The organism is Blautia liquoris (genome assembly GCF_015159595.1).
Lineage (GTDB): Bacteria > Bacillota > Clostridia > Lachnospirales > Lachnospiraceae > Novisyntrophococcus > Novisyntrophococcus liquoris.
This window is the reverse complement of sequence record NZ_CP063304.1, coordinates 3,113,356-3,130,120: the sequence shown is the minus strand read 5'-3', so window position 1 is coordinate 3,130,120 and position 16,765 is coordinate 3,113,356. Positions and strand designations below refer to the sequence as shown.

12 protein-coding genes and 1 riboswitch are annotated in these 16,765 nt (G+C 43.6%); of the genes, 9 read left to right on the top strand and 3 right to left on the bottom strand.

Annotated elements, in window-relative coordinates:
* Positions 1–50 precede the first annotated feature (50 nt).
* Both INP51_RS14205 and INP51_RS14200 read left to right on the top strand, forming a co-directional pair.
* Complete coding sequence (locus tag INP51_RS14205) at positions 51–2,015, top strand: glutaminase domain-containing protein (RefSeq protein ID WP_193735437.1); 1,965 nt, start codon at positions 51–53, stop codon at positions 2,013–2,015.
* Positions 2,016–2,245: 230 nt separating this feature from the next.
* Entirely contained in the window at positions 2,246–4,411 is a 2,166-nt protein-coding gene (locus INP51_RS14200) for a HelD family protein (protein ID WP_193735436.1), read from the top strand.
* A 127-nt stretch (positions 4,412–4,538) separates the two neighbouring features.
* Here the strand turns inward: INP51_RS14200 and INP51_RS14195 are convergent, their stop codons facing one another.
* Positions 4,539–5,948: a glycoside hydrolase family 43 protein gene (locus INP51_RS14195; protein ID WP_193735435.1), complete on the bottom strand. Its 1,410-nt coding sequence runs from the start codon at positions 5,946–5,948 to the stop codon at positions 4,539–4,541.
* A 345-nt stretch (positions 5,949–6,293) separates the two neighbouring features.
* On the opposite strand from INP51_RS14195, the gene ade reads away from it, so the two are divergent.
* The 7 genes from ade to INP51_RS14160 all read left to right on the top strand — a co-directional run bounded on the left by ade (position 6,294) and on the right by INP51_RS14160 (position 14,532).
* Positions 6,294–7,994 (top strand): adenine deaminase, encoded by a 1,701-nt coding sequence (ade, locus tag INP51_RS14190; RefSeq protein WP_193735434.1) that lies wholly within the window; start codon positions 6,294–6,296, stop codon positions 7,992–7,994.
* 50 nt (positions 7,995–8,044) lie between these two features.
* A riboswitch (FMN riboswitch) is annotated at positions 8,045–8,168 on the top strand.
* A 100-nt stretch (positions 8,169–8,268) separates the two neighbouring features.
* Positions 8,269–8,904 carry an ECF transporter S component gene (locus INP51_RS14185; protein WP_331463460.1) on the top strand — a complete coding sequence of 212 codons (636 nt, stop codon included), beginning with the start codon at positions 8,269–8,271 and terminating at the stop codon, positions 8,902–8,904.
* Positions 8,905–8,913: 9 nt separating this feature from the next.
* Entirely contained in the window at positions 8,914–9,522 is a 609-nt protein-coding gene (locus tag INP51_RS14180) for an NUDIX hydrolase (RefSeq protein WP_193735433.1), read from the top strand.
* A gap of 95 nt (positions 9,523–9,617) precedes the next feature.
* Positions 9,618–11,009: an asparagine--tRNA ligase gene (asnS, locus tag INP51_RS14175; RefSeq protein WP_193735432.1), complete on the top strand. Its 1,392-nt coding sequence runs from the start codon at positions 9,618–9,620 to the stop codon at positions 11,007–11,009.
* A 28-nt stretch (positions 11,010–11,037) separates the two neighbouring features.
* On the top strand, positions 11,038–12,087 hold the full coding sequence (locus INP51_RS14170; RefSeq protein WP_193735431.1) for a metallophosphoesterase family protein: 1,050 nt from the start codon (positions 11,038–11,040) through the stop codon (positions 12,085–12,087).
* A gap of 43 nt (positions 12,088–12,130) precedes the next feature.
* Positions 12,131–13,675 carry an ATP-binding protein gene (locus INP51_RS14165; protein ID WP_193735430.1) on the top strand — a complete coding sequence of 515 codons (1,545 nt, stop codon included), beginning with the start codon at positions 12,131–12,133 and terminating at the stop codon, positions 13,673–13,675.
* 11 nt (positions 13,676–13,686) lie between these two features.
* Positions 13,687–14,532, top strand: a complete 846-nt coding sequence (locus tag INP51_RS14160; protein ID WP_193735429.1) for a deoxyribonuclease IV — start codon at positions 13,687–13,689, stop codon at positions 14,530–14,532.
* A 60-nt stretch (positions 14,533–14,592) separates the two neighbouring features.
* Here INP51_RS14160 and INP51_RS14155 read toward each other — a convergent pair whose 3' ends face one another.
* Entirely contained in the window at positions 14,593–15,774 is a 1,182-nt protein-coding gene (locus INP51_RS14155; RefSeq protein ID WP_193735428.1) for a ribose-phosphate pyrophosphokinase, read from the bottom strand.
* Complete coding sequence (locus INP51_RS14150; protein WP_193735427.1) at positions 15,755–16,759, bottom strand: ATP-binding protein; 1,005 nt, start codon at positions 16,757–16,759, stop codon at positions 15,755–15,757. The genes INP51_RS14155 and INP51_RS14150 overlap by 20 nt, the downstream gene beginning before the upstream one ends.
* Between the last annotated feature and the right edge of the window lie 6 nt (positions 16,760–16,765).

Sequence of the window (16,765 nt, the reverse complement as noted above, 5' to 3'; positions counted from 1 at the left end):
TGCTGCACATAGGTTGAAAAAACTATAGAAGTGAATGGAAGGGGAAAGAAATGAAAATAATGAAAACAGCCAGTGTACCATTGGTTACGCACGATCCATATTTCTCGGTCTGGTCACCATCAGATCATCTTTATGACGCGGATACTGTGCATTGGAGCAGAATACCGCAGAGAATGTATGGGAGTCTGAAAGTGGACAGTGAAACATATTTTTTTATGGGAAACCACGATGACAATAAAGTACTTGCGCAGACAGGTATGGAGCTTACGGCGACATCTACAATTTATTATTTTGAAAACGAAGATGTAAAGCTTAGCGCACAGTTTACCTCTCCGATTTTGCTGGACGACCCACTTTTGGTGTCAAGACCATGTACCTATGTGGATTTTGTAATTGAAAAGAAACGAGACTTAGAAGTAAGCTTAAACCTGGAAATAACAGCAGATCTTGTCAGGTATACCAAGGGAAAGATAATCGGTGGAAACCATCAGGCTTCTCTTCCATCCGGTGGCAGTTTTCATTACTCCTCTATGAGTAAGGCAAATCAGACTCCCCTCGGTCACAGTGGAGACAACATCACCATTGATTGGGGATCCCTGTATCTCGCTTCCGATTCGGAAGACACACAGATTGTGTTTGACAGTGAAGAGGAGCGCTTAAAGGGCAGCACTGTAATTTGCGATCAAAAGGAGAAGGTATCTTTTGTGATCGCTTACGACGATTTGTTGTCGATCTATTATTTTGGAAACTGGAAGAAGGCTTATTGGACAGAAAAATATGCAACGATCCTTGATGCGATCGCGGCAAGCTTCGAGGACAGAGAAATCGTTTTAATGAAAGCACGGCAATTTGACCAGTGGCTGGAAGAGACGGCAAAGAAGTCCGGTGGAAAAGATTATGCTTACCTGTGCAATCTCAGCTATAGGCAGAGTATCGCCGCACACAAGCTGATCACAGATGAAAACGGGGAAATCATCTTCCTTTCCAAGGAAAATGATTCGAATGGGTGTATTGGAACCGTGGACGTCAGTTATCCTTCGGTTCCTCTGTATCTGCTTCATAATACCGAATATGTGAAAGGAATGCTCAGACCGGTCTTTCGGTTCAGCCGGCTTCCGGTTTGGGAATTTGACTTCGCACCGCATGACGTTGGTCGTTATCCTTATGCGTCCGGTCAGGTCTATGGACTGAAAGATCATAAAGATGAGTACGACGGTGAAAATGGAAACATACCTCCTTTTTATTATCAATTCCCGAAAGGGTGTGACGTCTACGAGCATCACTTCCAGATGCCGGTGGAAGAGTGTGGGAATATGCTGATTATGACAGCCGCCGCCTGCCTTCTGGATAAAAATGCGGATTTTGCCCTTCCCTATATGGATAGTCTAAAGCAATGGGCGAAGTATCTGATTGATTATGGTGATGATCCGGGAGAGCAGCTCTGCACGGATGATTTCGCAGGCCACCTTTCACATAATGTCAATCTCTCTGCAAAGGCGATTGTGGGGATCGAAGCTTATGCACAGATCTTGAGACTTGCAGGAAGCGAAAAAGATTATGAGACCTATCACGAAAAAGCAAAAACTATGGCAAAAAGCTGGGAAGATCGTGCATTTGACAAAGATCATTATCGATTGACCTTCGACGGTGAAGGCAGCTGGAGCTTAAAATATAATACGATCTGGGATAAGTTCTTCAAGAGCGGTCTCTTTTCCGATCAGCTGTATCAGATGGAGATAGAATATTATCTTAAGAAAAACCAGAAGTATGGTGTCCCACTTGACAACAGAAAGGCCTATACAAAGAGTGACTGGATTTTGTGGTCGGCGGCAATTACGGATGATCCGGAGAAGAGAAAACAACTCATTGAACCAGTGGCAGAATATCAAAGAGAGACCAAGTCGCGAATTCCATTTTCAGACTGGTATGACACGAAGAGCGGAAAACAGTGTGGATTTATTGCTCGAAGCGTACAGGGTGGAATCTTCATGCCAATACTGATGGACATGACCTGATTGGAATATTGAGATCAATAAGACAATTCTATTGATCATGGAAAGTAAAAATAAGAGAGAGTAGAGCACAAACTGCTCTCTCTTATTTTTTTACGAAAAACTGTTTTGTTCCTTTCTATTTTAATCATATCATATATTTCAGAAAATAATAAGTCTGTTTTTTTCATCGGCAACATGATATATTCTTATAAGTCGATAATAAGTTTCTTTAAATGGAGGGAACGTTCGCTATGGAGAAGAATCAATCGGAATTAGCTTTTGAAAAATACAGGCTGGAAGAAACAATTTTACTGGCTGAAAGCCAACTTAAACAGGCGAGGCTTGATAATGAGGGGAATAGTGAAGAAATTGTCTTCTTAAAAAAGGAAATGAGGGAGAATTCTGCCCATTCGATAACAAATCTTTGGAACAGTCAGAACTTTGAAGATTTAATAGAGTTGAGCCAGTATCAAAATCCGATCACAGAAAAGCTTTTAGACTATGAGAAAATAGCCAATAAGATTACAATATTGAAAAAGGTGATTGACTCACCATATTTTGCACGAATTGACTTCAGGTTTGATGATGAGGATTCGTTTGATAAAATATATATAGGACTTTCTTCTTTAAAAGAAGACGATACAAAAGATATTTTGGTGTATGACTGGAGGGCGCCGATAGCAAGTATGTTTTACCGCTTTTCGTCCGGTTCGGCACTGTATGAAGCTCCGGTTGGGAAGATAACGGGAGAAATTGGGTTAAAACGTCAGTATGAAATCAAAAAAAGTAAATTGGAATATTTCTTTGATGCGGACGTTCAAATCGCAGACGAATTTTTGAGGAAAATGTTGGCTCAAAATACTTCCTCAAAAATGAAAACTATCGTAGAGACGATACAAAAAGAGCAGGATGTTGTAATCCGAGATATGGAATATGATTTAATGATGGTGCAAGGGGCAGCGGGAAGTGGGAAAACCTCCATTGCACTTCACAGAGCAGCTTATCTGATGTATCAAGGGTCATCGTCCAGTTTATCTGCCAATAATATCATCGTTATATCTCCAAGCACTATATTTGAACAGTACATTTCCGATGTTCTGCCTGAATTGGGTGAAGATAATGTGATATCAGTCGTGTTTGACGAAATCCTTTCTGATGTTCTACAGTGCAGGTGTCTGCAGACAAAAAATCAATTTCTGGAGATAATGATGACAAATTCTTGCTATGAGAGGACAATGAAAGACAGCCTGCAATTTAAGACCTCTCCTGAGTTTTTGAAAATATTAGACAGATTTATTGACGATTTACCGTATAGATGGATCGATTTTGAAGATTTATATTATGGTGAAAAATGCATCGCCGAAAAAGAAGAGCTAAGGGAAATACTTTTGAAGGGCAGAAAAACCACTTCTCTGGGGTTTCGATTAAATCAGGCAGCGGAATTTGCTTTGGAAGCAGCAAAAGAGTATCACAGGGAGCACGAAAATCAAGCGGAATACATGAAAATAAAAGAAGAAATTCGAAGATTGACTGAACTGAATATTCCATGTCTTTACAGCAAGATGTTTGAGGATGCGATGTATTTCCATCATCTGGCAAAGGACATAGAACTTCCCTGCGATATCAGGAATATCATGGAGTTTACGCAGGATAACTTAATATCTAATAGATTCTATTATGATGATGCAGCAGCAGCTGTCTGGCTGAAACTTAAGATATATGGTACAGATAAATACAGGGGCATAAAGCAAGTCGTGGTCGATGAAGCCCAAGACTATTATCCGCTTCATTATGAAATATTAAAGCTTTTGTTTCCAGATGCAAAGTATACAATTCTGGGGGATATGAATCAGACGCTGGAAAAGAAAGAAGACTTGTCTTTGTATGAGAACATAGGTAAAATCTTGAATAAGAAGAAAGCTACACTTGTCACAATGGATAAAAGCTATCGAAGCACAAACCAAATCCTTAAATTCGCTTCGAGATTTATTCAGGAAACATCCGCAATGGAAAGCTTTAATCGAGATGGAGATAAACCTGAGATTCATCCTGCCTCAGATGGGTTTGAACTATGTGGGAAGATTATTTCAGAAGTTAAGTTGTGTTTGGATGCAGGATATCAGTCGGTCGGGCTGCTATGTAAAACAGAAAAGAATGCTTCTTTCCTATATGAAATTTTAAAAGGGAAATTGAAGATCCATTTAATCAAAGACGAGACGGCAGAGAATGTAGAGGGTGTATTTATTATCCCTGTGTATTTATCGAAGGGGCTTGAATTTGATGCAGTCCTGATCTGCGACACAGATAGCGAGAATTATAAGAGTGAGGAAGATAAAACCCTTTTATACATTGCCTCCACGAGGGCACTTCACAGATTGAATTTATTTTGTAAAGGAGAAATCAGCCATTTACTGTAAGCTAGCGCCGGAGAATTCGGTGGTTTGATCTGGTATAGAATGTAAAAGTCACCCTAACCGTTTGCGGTTTGAGGGTGACTTTTGCGTATGGCTGCTGAGCCATCAGCTTGATGAAGGTCTCCTTTGGTCATTCTCTCAACAGGGGATATGGCTGTGGGGTCACTGTCGGTCCGTATACTTCCAGTTTGTCCTCTTTTCCGGAAACGGATGTGAAACGCATACGGTCGATGCAAAGACTTCTCGGCTGAACTTCCTTCGTATCGTGATGCGTATGATACAGAATAAAGAGATCCCTCCCGTCCGGAGAGGTCACGATGCAGTGATGTCCGGGTCCATGTACGAGATAATGATAGGAAAGGATCGGATTTGCTTCATATTTCTTATAAGGTCCCAAGGGCTGATCAGAAGTGGCATAGCCCACGGCATATCCCTTGCTCTCATAATGGCTTCCCGAATATGTAAGATAATATTTTCCCTTGTGTTTAATGATGTAAGGTGCTTCCGCCACTGGCGCTTTCTGGCATTCCCATTCCTCTTTTGCTTCGATGAGAAGTGTTTCGGTAGAAAGGATGGGTGTCACACAGTCATTCTCCATCTTCATTCCGTATAATGCATAAGTTTTTTCTTCGCGCCAGGACACATAGTAGATGTAGACAGAACCGTCATCATCGATCAGAAAATGTCCGTCGATGCTCTTGTCAAAGAGATAATTCGGTTCGGGCACGAAAGGACCGAGCGGTGAATCTGAGGTGGCGATACCCAGATGCTCATTTACCGATGCAAGAATATAAAATTTCCCATTTCGCTCCATGATGTCCGGAGCCCAGTAGCACTGCCCCATTCCCCAGGCTTCACCCATGACAACACCTGCATATTCCCAGTTTACCAGATCTTTGGAAGCATAAGCTTCGTAGCCTGTTTTTAAGGTCGAAGATGTTGCGTACAGATAATAAGTGCCCTGATAATACAGCACATCCGGATCGGCATAGCCCGCCAGAATGGGATTTTGGTATGTTTTTATAGCGCATCCAGTCGTATTCGTGCTGTCACAACTTTCGATCTGTAGGCCTGTCTTGGTTTTGTGTTCTGAATTATCCAAGACGGTATCACCCACAACTGCTGCCAGACGGCCCCTCGCAGCTTTAAGTGGAAACTCAAATACCGGCCAGGGCTCTTCGCCTGTGTCTTGACTGTCTGTCAATTTTTCATCTGTAACGTCTCTAATATAACCTCTGTAGACTGACCCGGATTTCTCAATTCTCAGCTGGTAAGAATGGCCGTCTATGGGAGTCTCTCCGATCCTCGTCTGAAGTTTGGTCGTATTTTTAGGCTCATCTGAAAATCTTAAGAGCTCTGTGTGTCCGTCATCCATCAATCGAAAAAGATATCCACTTTTCGGTGAGTGCAGAGAGTCAGCACAGAATAGGATGCCGAACCAGTTGAGAGAAGTACACGTTTTGGCGGTGGCTTTCACAGAATAATCATTGCCGTCTGCCGGAAGCTTTTGCGTTTCGTTTTGTAGTATTTTCCACTCCATAAGAATTCCTCCTGTTTGCTGTAAATTTGGATAAAATGAATATAACATAAATACTGTAATAAATCAATCAAAACAGGCATATAATTTGTATTTGATAGAAAATAAGCAGTTCTATAATAGATCCGTTTGTTAGTGATATATACCGTGATATCAATGAGATTTGCGCAGTTATGATGTGATAAACCAACTTGGTAATATCATACATATTATGTGGAATAATTAAAAGGAAAGGCTTTTGATAAGGTTATTCTTTCTTGTGAAGTATCACAACGCAACGTTTCTCTTGTCTCGGTTTTGTGTTATAATAACTAAAATGGATTTTGATGATGTGAAAGGGGATCAATTATGGATTTGGATATGTATCAGAGATGTGTCCAGTACACAAAAGGAGAAGTGCCGGCACAGATTGTTTTTAAAAATGCAAAGATTGTCAATGTCTTTACGGGAGAGATTATTGCCGGTGATATTGCCATAGCGGAAGGGATCATCGTAGGTATCGGTGAATATGAGGGCCTTGTGGAAAAGGATATGACCGGAAAATACATATGTCCCGGATTTATAGATGCACATCTGCATCTGGAATCGACACTACTCACCCCGGCAGAGCTTGTGGCAGCGGCCTCGCGGTGCGGCACGACCACATTTATCGCGGACCCGCACGAATCGGCAAATGTATCCGGACTTGCGGGCATCGACTACATTCTGCAGCAGACGAAAGATTGCCAGGCGAATGTCTATGTCATGATGCCATCTTGTGTACCTGCAACGTCCATAGACGACAACGGATGTGCAATTACTGCCCGGGAGATGGAACCCTACCTGCAAAATGAGAGAATTCTTGGCCTTGGAGAAGTCATGGATTATGTATCTGTGGTAGGTTCGGACCCTGAAATGCATAGGAAACTGCACTTGTTTGAAAACCGTATCCGCGACGGTCATGCCCCGGAGCTGTCCGAACGCGATCTTGAAGCCTATGCCATGGCGGGAATTGAGACGGAACACGAGGCATCCACCTTTGCGTATGCGATGAGGGAGCGAAGAAACGGGATGACAATTCTGATCCGCGAGGGAAGTGCCGCGAGGAATGTGGAAGAGATCGTGAAAGGAATTGTTGAAAATCAGATCAGTACGGAGGGCTTTTGCTTTTGCACCGATGATAAACATATCGAAGATATATTGAGAGAGGGACACATTGATCACAACGTCCGGAAAGCAATTGGCTTAGGACTGGACCCGGTCACCGCAATACAGATGGCTACGATCCATCCGGCAAAATGCTATGGTCTGAAAGGTATCGGCGCGATTGCTCCGGGATACCAGGCAGACTTGATGGTATTGAGTAATCTTAATACCATTCAGGTAGATGAAGTATATTATAAGGGGGAAAAAATACAAAAATCTGAGCCCATCAAAAAGGCGCACTGTCCCAAAGAACTAAAAAATACAGTTCATATCAAGAACTTTTCGAAAGATAGGTTTTGTCTGCCGCTCACAGCTGAGACACATGTGATAGAACTGGTGGAGGGACAGATTTTGACAAAGGATAAAAAAATAAAAACTGAGGCCGGAACCAACTTCCGGGCAGATGAGCAATATCAGAAGATAGCAGTCGTGGAGAGACATAAAAGTACCGGAAAAGTAGGAGTCGGCGTGGTGAGCGGTTATGGAATCCGACAGGGGGCTATTGCATCCAGTGTTTCACACGATTCCCATAACATCATCGTAGTGGGAGACAACGATGAAGACATGGAACTTGCCGTCAAAGAACTGGTAACAAGCCAGGGTGGATACTGCGTGGTATCAGACCATAAAGTCTTCGATACTCTGCCGCTTCCCATTATGGGGCTGATGAGTGATGCTGGATTTTTTGAGGTTCACTCAAAGCTACAACGGATGATACAAAAAGCACGAGAGATGGGTGTCGCTGAGGGGATTGATCCCTTTATCACGCTGTCATTTATGGCCCTTACTGTGATACCGGAGATCCGGATTACCCCAAGGGGTGTATACAGCGTGAAGGAAAACAAATTTTTAAATGGCAATTGAAATTTCTTGCATTTCAAAACGCAGTGAGCTATAATGTATGTAGATTGATAGGAGATCTTCAGGGCGGGGCGTAATTCCCCACTGGCGGTACAGTCCGCGACCTGCTGCATATGCAGCGGCTGATTCGGTGTGATTCCGAAACCAACAGTATAGTCTGGATGAAAGAAGATACACATGTCGGTGTATAAAATCAATGCCCCTGGATTTTCATTCCAGGGGCTTATTTTTTGACATCTCGGCAGAGGATCTCCAATAGAAAAGGAGATATTTTAAAATGAAAATGAATACAGCTGCAAATCCACAGAAGCATCCGGGACAAAGAGCATCAAAGACGAAAACGATGGTAAAGGTTGCCATGCTTGGAGCACTGGCAGCAGTCTTGATGCTTTTTGCATTTCCACTGCCATTTCTGGCACCGTCGTTCTATGAACTCGATTTCAGCGAGGTTCCCGTACTGATCGGCAGCTTTGCCATGGGACCACTGGCAGGTGCTGCCATTGAGCTTGTCAAGATCTTGATTAATCTGCTGCTGAATGGAACGAAGACGATGTTTGTGGGAGAACTGGCGAATCTGATTGTCGGCTGCGCATTCGTGATACCTGCGGGTTATATTTACCAGCGAAATAAAACGAGGAAACATGCAATCGCAGGTCTCGTGATCGGCGTTGTGACGATGACTGCGGCAGCCGTCCTGATGAATGCCTACGTACTTCTTCCGGCTTATGGAAAAGCATTTGGCATGTCGCAGGATTCTTTTATCAAAGCGGGTGCAGCCATACACAGCTCGATTGACAGCCTGTTGGATTTCTGCCTGCTCTTAGTTGCTCCATTTAACATACTCAAAGGGGTGTTTGCTTCAGTGATCACTCTGCTGCTTTATAAACGCATCAGCGGACTACTTGGGAGGTAATAAGTAAGAATGGCTACAATCAAACAGATAAGAAAACTGACAGACAGCAAATTCGTGAATTTATATTATCTGGAGGGGGAGAATAAAAAGGGACATACAAGTCATTACTATGTGGCGTCCCGTGCAAAGCGTCTTGAGGATCTGAAGTGCAATACAAAAAAGAACCGCGCAGACGGTGTATTTATCTACAGCCTGTATGGTGAAAAAAGGGATAAAGTTGTCCTGGTCCGTCAGTACCGTTATTCCATTGATGATTATATCTATGAATTCCCTGCGGGGCTTGTGGAGGATGGTGAGGATTTTCATCAGGCAGCAGTCAGGGAAATGCACGAGGAGACAGGGCTTGACTTAAAACCGATTTCGGTCAAAGAAGGATACGAAAAGCCTTATTTTACTACCATTGGAATGACAGATGAATCCTGTGCAACTGTCTATGGATATGCCTTAGGAGAGATAACTGAAAAGTATCAGGAGGAGAATGAAGAGATTGAGGTTGTGCTGGCTGACCGGGGCGAGGTCAGACGGATCTTAGAAGAGGAAAAAGTCGCAGTCGGCTGTGCTTTTCAACTGATGCATTTTATAAAAGACGAAGATCCTTTTTCTTTCCTGGAATCCTGACAGATTCCGCCTTGCGCACTTTGCCGGAAAAAGGTATACTTATAATACTAGGGTCAAATATTTTCCCAAAAACGATAAATTTAAGGAGAAATGACATGGATATCACGAGTGTACGTGAAATATATAAGAACAGAGAAAAATTTCTTGACAAAAAAATAACTGTCGGAGGATGGGTGCGAAGCGTCAGAGGATCTAAAAACTTTGGTTTTATTGTTCTGCACGACGGTACTTATTTTGAGCCTCTTCAAATCGTCTATCACGACAAGCTGGCTAATTTTGAGAAGATTTCAAAGTTAAATGTCGGTGCTGCAATTATAGTAAAAGGAATGTTGGTTGCAACGCCTAAGGCAAAACAGCCATTTGAGATACAGGCTGATGAGGTTAGCGTGGAAGGTGCTTCTGCCTCGGATTATCCACTGCAGAAAAAACGTCATACCATGGAGTACTTGAGAACGATGCAGCATCTGCGCCCGAGGGCGAATACCTTTCAGGCTGTATTTCGTGTGCGTTCTCTGTGTGCATATGCGATTCACAAGTTCTTTCAGGATAGAGGATTTGTCTATGTCAATACCCCTCTGATCACGGGAAGCGATGCGGAGGGAGCCGGGGAGATGTTCCAGGTAACCACGATGGATCTAAACAACGTGCCAAAAGACAAAAAGGGAAACACAGACTATTCCCAGGATTTCTTCGGGAAAGAGACAAACCTGACAGTGAGCGGACAGCTCGACGCAGAGGCATTCGCCCAGGCATTCGGCAAGGTCTATACCTTTGGTCCGACATTTCGCGCGGAGAATTCGAACACGACTCGTCATGCAGCGGAGTTTTGGATGATTGAGCCGGAAATTGCGTTTGCAGATCTTTGCGACGATATGCAGCTGGCAGAAGATATGCTAAAATACGTCATCCGATATGTGATGCAGGAAGCGCCGGAAGAGATGAAGTTCTTTAATTCCTTTGTGGACAAAGGTTTGATTGAACGTCTGGAACATGTGGTGAATTCTGACTTTGCACGTGTCACCTATACAAAAGCTGTCGAGATTCTGGAAAAGAACAACGATAAGTTTTCATATAAGGTACACTGGGGAACGGATTTGCAGACAGAACATGAGCGTTACCTGACGGAGGAGGTTTACAAGAAACCGATTTTTGTTACGGATTATCCAAAGGACATTAAGGCCTTCTATATGAAATTAAACGAAGATGGTAAGACGGTAGCCGCCATGGACTGTCTGGTTCCCGGAATCGGTGAGATTATCGGAGGAAGTCAAAGGGAAGACGACTATAAAAAACTGGAATCTCGTATGGACGAACTTGGATTGGACAGCGAGGGATACGAATTTTATCTGGATCTTCGCAAATACGGCTCGACAAGGCATGCGGGATTTGGACTTGGATTTGAGCGCTGTGTTATGTACCTGACAGGTATTGGCAATATTCGCGATGTCATACCATTTCCGCGTACGGTTGGAAACTGTGAACTATAATGAGTTTTAACAGATACTTGAGGTCATTATGAAGATAATTCATATAGCAGATGTTCATCTCGGGGCAGAACCTGATATAGGCTGCTCTTGGAGCGAACAGAGAAAAACAGACATCTGGGAGTCGTTTCGAAAAGTGATAGACCGATGCCGAAAAGAGAATACAGACCTTTTACTTATAGCCGGTGATCTATTTCACCGGCCTCCTTTAAAGCGGGAGTTAAAAGAAGTGAATTCCTATTTTCGAAGCATCCCAAAGACAACCGTGGTTCTCGTGGCGGGAAACCATGACTATCTGAGAAGGGGCGGGTTTTTCGATGACTATTCCTGGAACGACAATGTCGTTGTACTTATGAGTCATACCTGCGAGAAAGTAGAGATTTCAAAACTGAATCTGGCAGTGTATGGATGCAGCTATTATGAGCGCGAAGTACCGGAACCTCTCTATGATGATATCGAACCGTCGGGTCTCTGCAGGTATCATATTCTGGTCGCCCACGGCGGTGACGCCACACACAGTCCGATTGACAGACGCAGACTGATAAACGCTGGTTTCGATTATGTGGCTCTCGGCCATATTCATAAACCGGAAATTATCGCAAAGAACCGAATAGCCTATTCCGGATCTCTGGAACCCATAGACTGCAATGATTTTGGATCCCATGGGTATATGGAAGTAATTTTGGAAAAAGATAATATTCAGGCATGTTTTGTCCCCGCAGCTGTCTGTGAGTACAAGGTGATGGATCTTGTAGTAGATGAAACTAACACGCAATATGATCTCGAACAGCTTCTTGCCGGACACCTTGCCAAAGAAGCGGGAAATCGTAATATTTTCCATGTGCATCTAAGCGGAATCCGTGACCGCAGTGTGGAATTTGACCTCGAACGTCTGAAAAATCTGGGAAGAGTTGTGAGAGTGAGGGATGACACACATCCTTATTATGATCTGGACGAGCTTTCCCGAATCTATGAGGGCAGCCTGATTGGTGAGTTCATCAAACGGATGCGGGACTTGGACGATTCAGCCAGTGAGAAGGCATTGTATTATGGACTCGATGCACTTCTCGACAATTGTTGAATATACAGCGTTCAGATTGTATGCGGAAACCGGGAGGGTTACAGTGAAACTGAGGAAGTTGGAAATAAAAAATTTCGGGAGGTTCCATGATAAAACGATTTCTTTTCACGAGGGAATCAATCTGATCTACGGTGAAAATGAAACCGGAAAATCCACGATTCATACATTTATTCGCAGCATGTTTTTTGGTGTAAAAAGGCAGAGAGGAAAGGCAGCGAGAACGGATTTATATCACCAATATGAACCATACCAAAATCCCGGATATTATGCCGGCACACTAAAATTTGAAAGCGGAGGAAAGCATTTCCGCGTAGAGAGGATCTTCAATCGCGAAAACCTTCGGCAGGAACTGATCTGTGAAGATGACGGCGAACGTCTGTCTGTCGAAGACGGTGATCTGCATATGCTGCTCGGAGGAATTGGAGAGGCAGTTTATGACAATACCGTCTCCGTGGGACAGATGAAGAGCAAGACAGACGAAGAACTTGAGAGGGTTCTTCGCAATTATATGGCAAACTACCAGGGATCCCAGGATCAGGAGACTGATATGGGAAGTGCCCTTGCTTCTCTGAAGATGAAGAAAAAGGCACAGGAGGCAAAGAAAGCTGCGGCTGCAAAAAATCTTGAGGAAGAAGAAAATCAGATTGCCACTCAGATAGACTATGTACAAGACGAATTAAGCCATAAGACAGAACTTAGGAATGAGACAGTGGAGAGTTATCATGCGGAAAGAACACGCCTTGAAGAGGACAAACGAAGCCGGCATGCAGGTTCTTCGAAGGAGCGCAGAGCAGATGTGGGATTTGTTGTTTTTCTCGTACTTCTTTTGGCGTTGTTGCCCTTGGCTCTTTTTGTCCCGAAAGTTTCGGTTCGAATGTCGGCAATAGCGGGGATCGCTGTCTTGGCGGCGCTGTATCTTCGATATAAAAAGAATCGAAAGAACACATTTGCACCGTCACAAGAGGAATCTTGCGGAATATCCGCTGAGCGCAAGGAGGAAATTTCAAAACTTAAGTGGAAGGCAGAAGACCTGAAAGACGAGATACAGAATATGGAAGCTCAGCTGGAGGATCTCCTTGAAAAGGATCGGGATCTGAAAAAGACGATGACCCTGCCCACGGAATACGATGAAGAGATCGAGGCTATCACGGCTGCGATGGATATGATCATGAAAATTGCCGATTCCATGCAGGATGTGATTGGTGAACGGCTGAAAGGGAAAATATCTGAAATCATGTGCGAATTGACCGATGGACGGTATCGCCATGTTTCCGTACAGGATAATTTTCAGATTGAATTACACACAGAAGATATGGTTGTCCCACTCTATCAGGCGAGCAAAGGAACTGTGGAGCAGGTATATTTTGCGCTCCGAATGGCGGTCATGGATGTCCTGTGTCAGGAAGAGGAGCTGCCCCTAGTGCTGGATGAAGTTTTTGCCATGTATGATGAAAAACGCATGGGACGTGCACTTTCGTGGCTGTCAAAAAACCGCGGTCAGGTACTTTTGTTTACCTGCCAGGACAGAGAAGAGCGGGTGCTGGATAACTTAAGAATTCCATATCATAAGATTTCATTACCAACATAAAGGAGAATTATATGTTAACAATCGGTTGTCATCTCTCATCATCGAAGGGATTTCTTCATATGGGAGAGGAAGCTACACAGATTGGTGCCAATACTTTTCAGTATTTTTCGAGAAATCCCCGCGGAAGCAAAGTAAAGGCATTAAATCTTGAGGACATACAGGCATTTCTTCAATACGAAAAGGAACATGATATTCCTGTGATCCTTGCGCATGCTCCCTATACCTTAAATCCCTGCTCGAAAACTGAAAGGACAAGGGAGTTTGCTTTCGAGGCAATGGAAGATGATCTGAAGAGGCTTGCGTATCTTCCGGGGAATTATTATAATTTTCACCCGGGCAGTCATGTCGGACAGGGAAGCGAAGAGGGCATACGTCAGATTGCAGGACTTTTGAACCGTGTCCTAAAGCCGGAACAGACGACTACGGTGCTGCTGGAAACCATGGCCGGAAAAGGAACCGAGGTGGGAAGAACCTTCGAGGAACTGCGGGATATCATCAATCAGGTGGATCTTGACAAGCATCTCGGAGTCTGCCTGGACACCTGCCATATCTATGACGGGGGATATGATATTGTAAATGATTTGGACGGTGTTCTGGAACATTTTGATGAGACCGTTGGCCTTGACAGACTGAAAGCGATTCATCTCAACGACAGTAAGAATACAATTGGCAGCCACAAAGACCGACATGAGAAGATCGGAGAAGGTTCCATAGGACTTAAGACATTTCAAAAGATCATCAATCATCCGAGCTTAAGAGAACTTCCATTCTTCCTGGAGACACCGAATGATCTGGATGGGTACAAGAAAGAGATTGCACTGCTTAAGGGATTTACTTCTGTTCGCTCTTACGAATAAAACCCTTGTTCCCTCTTGGAAAAGAGGATACGAGGGCTTTATCAATTTCCTAATTGTTTATCAGATCTTCTCGTGATTTTTGAATTTCCCCAGTACTCTCTGGATTCTCTCTGCTGGATCAAGCAGTCCGCTGATGGAGGAATCGTGATTCAGTGTGTCGATAATCAGCGCTGTATATTTGCTCAGATCGCAGCTCACATACCATGGCTTTTCCAGGAGTTCCGGGGTCTGATATACGAGGTTTGTGGTGAGAAGTTTTGTAAATAAGCCCTGCTCATAAGCCTGATCGAATTTCAGTAGTCCATTTGTGAAGAGACCGAAAGTGGAGCAGAGATAGATGTTTCTGGCTCCGTGTTGTTTTAGCAGTGTTGCGACTTCGATCATGCTGTCGCCGGAGGAAATCATATCATCTATGATAATCATGTCTTTGTCCTTTACGTCGGCACCCAAAAATTCATGTGCGACGATCGGATTACGCCCGCCTACGATCGTAGAATAATCCCTTCTTTTATAGAACATTCCCATGTCTACGCCCAGGTTGTTGGCCATATAAATCGCACGCTTTGTGCCGCCCTCATCAGGGCTGATCACCATCAGATGTTTGCTGTCGATCTGCATATCCGGTGCATTTCTCAAGATGTTTTTGATGAATTGATACGCAGGCTGTACAGTCTCGAATCCATGAAGCGGAATTGCATTCTGAACTCTCGGATCGTGTGCGTCGAAAGTGATGATATTGTCCACGCCCATGTCAACGAGTTCCTTCAGTGCGAGAGCACAGTCCAGGGATTCTCTTCCAGAACGCTTATGCTGACGGCTCTCATAGAGAAAAGGCATAATGACGTTGATTCTTCTTGCCTTTCCGCCTATGGCGGCGATAATACGTTTCAGATCCTGATAATGGTCATCTGGAGACATAGGAGTTTCACGGCCGAACAGCTTATAAGTCAGACTATAGTTTGTGACGTCAGTCAGAAGATAGATGTCGTCGCCTCGGACAGATTCATGCAGCAGGCCCTTAGCTTCACCTGAACCGAATCTGGGTACACTGGAAGGGATGATAAAACTATCTCTCATGTAGTCATGCAGAATTGATTCGTTCTGATGCGCTCTTTCTTTTCGCCAGGAGACCAGATAATCGTTGACCTTTTTACCGAGAGGGGAACAGTTCGCCATCGGTATAATACCGAGCCTTCCTACGGGTAAACCATCGTAATAATTTTCAGATTCCTGATTCTTCATCTTGTACCTCCATTAATTTTTTCTGGATACGTATATCGTTTCCAAATAGCTTTATCATGGTATAATTGCTTGAGATGCGGGAAAATGTTCTCTCCGAGTAGGTCTCGGCAAATTTATTCAGAGAAAGATTTGTCGAGATAATGGTAGATTTTTTTCGGAGCATCCGCTCATTGATACACAGAAATAACTGGGAAGAGACGAACGAATTCGTAAGCTCCGTGCCCAGATCGTCGAGGATCAGCAGGTCGCAGTCAAAGATACTGTTGTGTACCTCTCTGGCCTCGGATGTTGTAGAAAAAGTATTCCTGGCAAACAAGTCAAACAGATCGAATGCTGTAAAGTAGATGACACAGTACGAACGGTCAATCAGCTCTTTTGCAATACAGTGGGAAAAAAATGTTTTTCCGACTCCTGTATCACCGTAGAAGAACAGGTTTTCAAAGGAACTATCAAAGTTCATCACGAACTGATGACAGCGTTTGAACGTAAGACGAGCCGTTTCATAAGAGGACATCTGTGTAGCCTGATTTTTGAGATCTTTGGAGTAATAACTTAAGTTGCAGTGCTCAAAGTTTTCTTCCCTCAAGATATCCCGGATATTCGACTGGTCGTAGAGAAGTTCAATCTCTGCTTTTTTAAAACAGAAACACTTCTGATTGTCGTGATATCCGGTATCTTTGCAAAGATGGCAGTCATACTTCATATCCAGATAGTCCTCGGGGAAGCCATGTTGTACAAGAAGTATTTTTCTCTGATCCGACAATTCCTGAATTATCTCAGAAAGATCTGTCGAATCAGAGACACCCTGAAAATGTGCCCGGGCCTTCGCGATGCTAACCTCAGCAATCTTCTTGTCAATCATCGACAACTGGGGAATTCTTTTGTATGCAGTTTTCATATGTTCATCATGCTCGCGTCTGTGTCTGTTCTGTCTCTCGCTGTAGACACACATAATTGCGTCATATTGTGTATTCGAAAGTGCCATGAAACT

Excerpts from the sequence above, each read along its gene's own strand:
- INP51_RS14155 (WP_193735428.1), bottom strand. The coding sequence starts at position 15,774 with ATGAAGAATCAGGAATCTGAAAATTATTACGATGGTTTACCCGTAGGA.
- INP51_RS14185 (WP_331463460.1), top strand. The coding sequence starts at position 8,269 with ATGAAAATGAATACAGCTGCAAATCCACAGAAGCATCCGGGACAAAGA.
- INP51_RS14195 (WP_193735435.1), bottom strand. The coding sequence starts at position 5,948 with ATGGAGTGGAAAATACTACAAAACGAAACGCAAAAGCTTCCGGCAGAC.
- INP51_RS14205 (WP_193735437.1), top strand. The coding sequence starts at position 51 with ATGAAAATAATGAAAACAGCCAGTGTACCATTGGTTACGCACGATCCA.
- INP51_RS14170 (WP_193735431.1), top strand. The coding sequence starts at position 11,038 with ATGAAGATAATTCATATAGCAGATGTTCATCTCGGGGCAGAACCTGAT.
- INP51_RS14180 (WP_193735433.1), top strand. The coding sequence starts at position 8,914 with ATGGCTACAATCAAACAGATAAGAAAACTGACAGACAGCAAATTCGTG.
- INP51_RS14200 (WP_193735436.1), top strand. The coding sequence starts at position 2,246 with ATGGAGAAGAATCAATCGGAATTAGCTTTTGAAAAATACAGGCTGGAA.
- asnS (WP_193735432.1), top strand. The coding sequence starts at position 9,618 with ATGGATATCACGAGTGTACGTGAAATATATAAGAACAGAGAAAAATTT.
- ade (WP_193735434.1), top strand. The coding sequence starts at position 6,294 with ATGGATTTGGATATGTATCAGAGATGTGTCCAGTACACAAAAGGAGAA.
- INP51_RS14150 (WP_193735427.1), bottom strand. The coding sequence starts at position 16,759 with ATGGCACTTTCGAATACACAATATGACGCAATTATGTGTGTCTACAGC.
- INP51_RS14160 (WP_193735429.1), top strand. The coding sequence starts at position 13,687 with ATGTTAACAATCGGTTGTCATCTCTCATCATCGAAGGGATTTCTTCAT.